This is a genomic window from Neobacillus drentensis, assembly GCF_036965245.1.
Taxonomy (GTDB): domain Bacteria; phylum Bacillota; class Bacilli; order Bacillales; family Cytobacillaceae; genus Neobacillus; species Neobacillus drentensis_G.
The window spans coordinates 1-4,288 of record NZ_JBALPG010000204.1 but is presented as its reverse complement, the minus strand read 5'-3'; the positions used below and the strand labels follow the sequence as shown (position 1 = coordinate 4,288).

Here is a 4,288-nt window from a genome sequence, read left to right as displayed (position 1 = left end):
TATTATATTAATATAATAATCGATTCTTCCTATAAAAACATACAACATCAATAATCAATATTTTTACACTAGTCTTCACCGAGTTTAATATGGTATAAATTTTATAGTTGATTTATCATTTATCTTTTAATACTAATTACGCTTTGCATAAATACTTTCATGGAAATGGAGCCGATATAATCTGTGATTTTAGTAATTGATAATTATGATTCATTCACATTCAACTTAGTCCAATATATTCGAACAATCGGTAAAGAGGTCATAGTGATTCGGAATGATCAGCTTTCATTAGAAAAAATAGAACAAATGCAGCCAGACCATCTACTTATTTCTCCTGGACCTGGAAATCCTGATTCGGCTGGTCTATGCTTAGATATCGTGAATAGGTTTTATAAAAAAATTCCAATAATAGGTGTATGTCTCGGACACCAAGTCATTGCGCAAGCGTTTGGCGGAATGGTAAAAAAGGCATCAAAACCAATGCATGGAAAAATCTCATTTATAAACCATGACCAAAATGGAATCTTCCGTGATATTCCTTTACCATTACAAGTGGCAAGATATCATTCATTAATCGTCGATGAATCTACCCTTCCCCAATGTTTAGAGATCAGTGCAAGAAGTGAGAATGGTGAAATTATGGCGCTCCGACATAAGCAATATAAAGTAGAAGGAGTTCAATTCCATCCTGAATCCATCTTGACAGAAAACGGATTACAAATGGTCCGGAATTTTTTTATAAAAGAATGTAAGGATGAAAACAAATCTTATGAAAATACAACAACCTCTCTTAGCCTTTGAGTTTGCTGATTCGAACGGTAAAATAAAACCGCTAACTTTTCAAAACCCAATCAAGGTGATTAGGGCCGATAAAATTGACGAGGTGCTTCCTTGCTTTCAACTTGTTCAAGATGCAGTCGATAATGGGTATTATGCTGCGGGATTTTTATCCTATGAAAGTGCAACTGCCTTCGATTCTGCTTATAGAACCAAGGAAGTAAGTACAATGCCGCTCTTATGGTTTGGGATTTTTTCAGAACCATTGCACCATTCGATCACCGGTACTGATCCGTATACACTAACAGAATGGAAACCATCTGTTGACATGGATGACTATAATCAATCGATTTTATCTATTAAACAATCGATTGAAAGTGGTGATACCTATCAGACAAACTATACGATACGTCTGAACTCCCACTTCCAAGGTGACGATATTGCTTATTTTGAAAAGCTAAAAAGTGCACAAGCTTCAAATTATTGTGCTTACATCAACACCAACGAACATAGTATTCTATCTGCCTCTCCAGAACTGTTTTTTCATTTAAAGGGTGATAAAATTACCACACGGCCGATGAAAGGAACAATAAAAAGAGGGAAATCAGCTGCTGAAGATAAAGCAAACGCTAAATGGCTTTACCAGTCAGAAAAAAATCGCGCGGAAAATCTGATGATCGTCGACCTACTGCGAAATGACCTAGGCATGATAGCCGAACCAGGTACTGTTTCCGTTCCAAAGCTATTCGAAATTGAACAATACCCAACCGTTCATCAAATGACCTCAACGATTACAGCACAGGTTTCCACTAATACGAAAGTCGTTGATATATTTAAAGCGCTTTTTCCTTGCGGGTCCATTACTGGCGCACCAAAAATCAGCACAATGAATATTATCTCAGACTTGGAACAGGAACCGCGTGAGGTTTATTGCGGCGCAATTGGTTTTATTACACCGAACAATGAAGCTATTTTTAATGTTCCAATCAGAACCGTAATGATTGAACATCAATCTGGTCAAGCAACTTATGGTGTTGGCGGTGGAATCACATGGGATTCCACTACAGATGGTGAATACCAAGAAATTCTGGCAAAAGCAAGTTTACTTAAAGAAAGCAGACCTGAATTTCAATTACTAGAAAGCTTGTTATTAAACAAGGGTAACTATTTTCTATTAGAAGAACATCTCAATCGCCTAAAAGATTCAGCTCAATACTTCGGATTTCGATGCGATTTATCGGATGTCAACAATGCTTTAGACGCATTTTCAAAGCAAAATCAACATGGTAAGTTAAAAGTCCGTCTCCTTATTGCTAAAAACGGAGACATCACCATCGAAGCAAATTCGCTAACACACCCTGAGGCAGCTTTAAAAGTATTGCTTGCCAGCAAACCGATAGAAAAGGACAATCTCTTCCTTTACCATAAAACGACAAATCGAGAAATCTATTCTCAATTTCAGATGCAGAAGCCCGCTGATATTTTCGATATACTCCTTTGGAACGAAGATGGAGAATTGACTGAGTTTACAAATGGGAACGTCGTCTTGGAAATAGATGGATCATTATGGACACCATCATTAAATAGCGGCTTGTTAGCAGGCACATTTAGAGAAATGTTACTTAAAAATGGAGAAATCCGCGAAAAAACATTAACGATTGCAGACCTACAAAAAAGTAGGAAAATTTGGTTTATCAATAGTGTGCGGAAATGGCTAGAGGTTCAATTAATTAACCTTTAAAACAAAGAGAACAGTGTGGAGGCACTGTTCTCTTTATTTTTTGTATTAGTAGCTGAAGAATGCTATATCTTAACCCTCACTTCAACTTAACTTATTGTTTCTAAAATAGAATTTTAATCTTTTAAAAAAGATTAAACCAATGTCAACCCAAATCCAATTATAAATAAAAGCAAATAAAAAAATACCGCCTATTACGAGTACTGAAAAGGTATCTGACACGGCATGACCTAAGACTGGAAATGAAAAGCCATATAATAAGCTGATGATACCAAGGGTTAGCAAAATAGCCCCAGTACCAATGATACTGATCCTTTTTTTGAAGAAGTAAAAAGCAGCCCCGGTTCCAAATCCCAGCAATCCTGTCGTAAACGGGAACACAATCAGCTCACTTGGCAGAAGGACAAGAAGTAATAAATTGGTTAGAAAAAAGGACATTAGTCCGACCGGAAGCGAAAGCATGGTGCAAAAAAGAATCGGTGCTGTTGTAAATGGACTGATAAAATATCCTATCCCTGGTAAAAAACCGCCTGCAGCTTGCAGAACAGCTGCTAAACTAGCGAAAAGCGCACCCAATACAAGTTGTCTCGTTTTTGAATGCTTATTAAATGCTAGTTGGGCAGATCGAACATCATCAGAAATTGATTTAAAAAAATACATCGGTTCCACCTCGGTCAACAAGTTCTTCGTATGGTTAATATATTAACGATATACTGTTGACGGAACCGATGAGGCAAATTTCAAAACAGCTGTATTCTTAATTTACTTAAAAATAGTTGAAATTACTTGGTCCAGTGTCATTTCACTATCCACTACATATACACCTGGGCGCAATTTATTCTCTAGACCTTTTTGTTCTATATCTTTAGAAAAAGCAAACGCATCCTGTACCAAATTCGCTTGTACAAGTGTCTTGCCGACATCAATACTAGTCATACCGTCTGAAACATTTACAATCACTTTTGTAACGGTTTTGGCGGGATTGTTATCATCTGGTGAAGCTTGTTTTTCTACAGATGCCTTGGCATCATTAATAATCTTGTCATATTCAGCTTTCGTTTGTATGACATAGCCTTTCGTTTCAAGCTTATTTTTCATCTCTTTTTCAGATATTTTTACTGTTGTACGGTTTTCGGATGTTTTTGCGGATGCTTTTGGGTTATCACTATTATCAGCAAAGTAAACAGCGCCGCAAATAGTTGTACTAATAAGAATTCCTGCTGCAAAGCTGCTTAGTAAGTTAATTCTCATTGGCAGCCGCTCTCCCTTCTTCCATTATTTTCTGGAATGGTGCAAGCAGTTGTTCGATTTCATTTTCTGGAACCTGTTTCATCTCTGCAATGCTCGGAATCGAATAATTGCGTTTATATAAATCTAGTATTTCACGCTTTAAACGTTTTTCTTCAGAAGTAAGTGAAATCCCCGCTTCTTTCGTAACAACTTCCATGTCAATCTCAATATTCCGAATTGACTCTTGAAGCGCATTAATCTCCTTCATCGTGGATATGTGAATCATATCAATTTGATTATGTTCTTCTTTTGCCACACGATTGGATTTTAAAATAGAAATGATTAGTAATATAGCAGAAATTGCAAACAATACTACTAAAGTCCATACCATCAAATAAATTACCTCCTATATTCGAATACAAGTCCTTATTATACATGCAAAATGATTTTTTTTCGATTTGTATCCCAAAAATGCGTAAAAAGTCTTAGTTTCCTCACAAATTTTGTGGGTTAAGGAAATCATTTCTTACTTTTGAATTAGGA

General features: G+C 36.3%; 5 protein-coding genes. 2 read left to right on the top strand and 3 right to left on the bottom strand.

Annotation, left to right across the window (positions count from 1 at the left end; all coding sequences use genetic code 11):
• Positions 1 to 183 precede the first annotated feature (183 nt).
• Together V7150_RS25250 and pabB are read left to right on the top strand one after the other, a co-directional pair.
• A complete protein-coding gene (locus V7150_RS25250; protein ID WP_335523773.1) occupies positions 184 to 801 on the top strand; it encodes an anthranilate synthase component II in 618 nt (205 codons plus the stop codon).
• Positions 770 to 2,518, top strand: coding sequence for an aminodeoxychorismate synthase component I (pabB, locus tag V7150_RS25245; RefSeq protein ID WP_335523771.1), 1,749 nt, complete (start codon positions 770 to 772; stop codon positions 2,516 to 2,518). The genes V7150_RS25250 and pabB overlap by 32 nt, the downstream gene beginning before the upstream one ends.
• 81 nt (positions 2,519 to 2,599) lie before the next feature.
• Here the strand turns inward: pabB and V7150_RS25240 are convergent, their stop codons facing one another.
• From V7150_RS25240 to V7150_RS25230, 3 genes are all read right to left on the bottom strand, one after another.
• On the bottom strand, positions 2,600 to 3,175 hold the full coding sequence (locus tag V7150_RS25240; RefSeq protein ID WP_335523769.1) for a hypothetical protein: 576 nt from the start codon (positions 3,173 to 3,175) through the stop codon (positions 2,600 to 2,602).
• 102 nt (positions 3,176 to 3,277) lie between these two features.
• Positions 3,278 to 3,766 (bottom strand): aminodeoxychorismate lyase, encoded by a 489-nt coding sequence (locus tag V7150_RS25235; RefSeq protein ID WP_335523767.1) that lies wholly within the window; start codon positions 3,764 to 3,766, stop codon positions 3,278 to 3,280.
• Positions 3,756 to 4,136, bottom strand: a complete 381-nt coding sequence (locus V7150_RS25230) for a hypothetical protein (RefSeq protein ID WP_335523775.1) — start codon at positions 4,134 to 4,136, stop codon at positions 3,756 to 3,758. Before V7150_RS25230 ends, V7150_RS25235 begins: the two co-directional genes overlap by 11 nt.
• Between the last annotated feature and the right edge of the window lie 152 nt (positions 4,137 to 4,288).

Bases quoted from the DNA above. Each gene is read 5' to 3' on its own strand.
- V7150_RS25235 (WP_335523767.1), bottom strand. From the start codon at position 3,766: ATGAGAATTAACTTACTAAGCAGCTTTGCAGCAGGAATTCTTATTAGT.
- V7150_RS25240 (WP_335523769.1), bottom strand. From the start codon at position 3,175: ATGTATTTTTTTAAATCAATTTCTGATGATGTTCGATCTGCCCAACTA.
- V7150_RS25230 (WP_335523775.1), bottom strand. From the start codon at position 4,136: ATGGTATGGACTTTAGTAGTATTGTTTGCAATTTCTGCTATATTACTA.
- pabB (WP_335523771.1), top strand. From the start codon at position 770: ATGAAAATACAACAACCTCTCTTAGCCTTTGAGTTTGCTGATTCGAAC.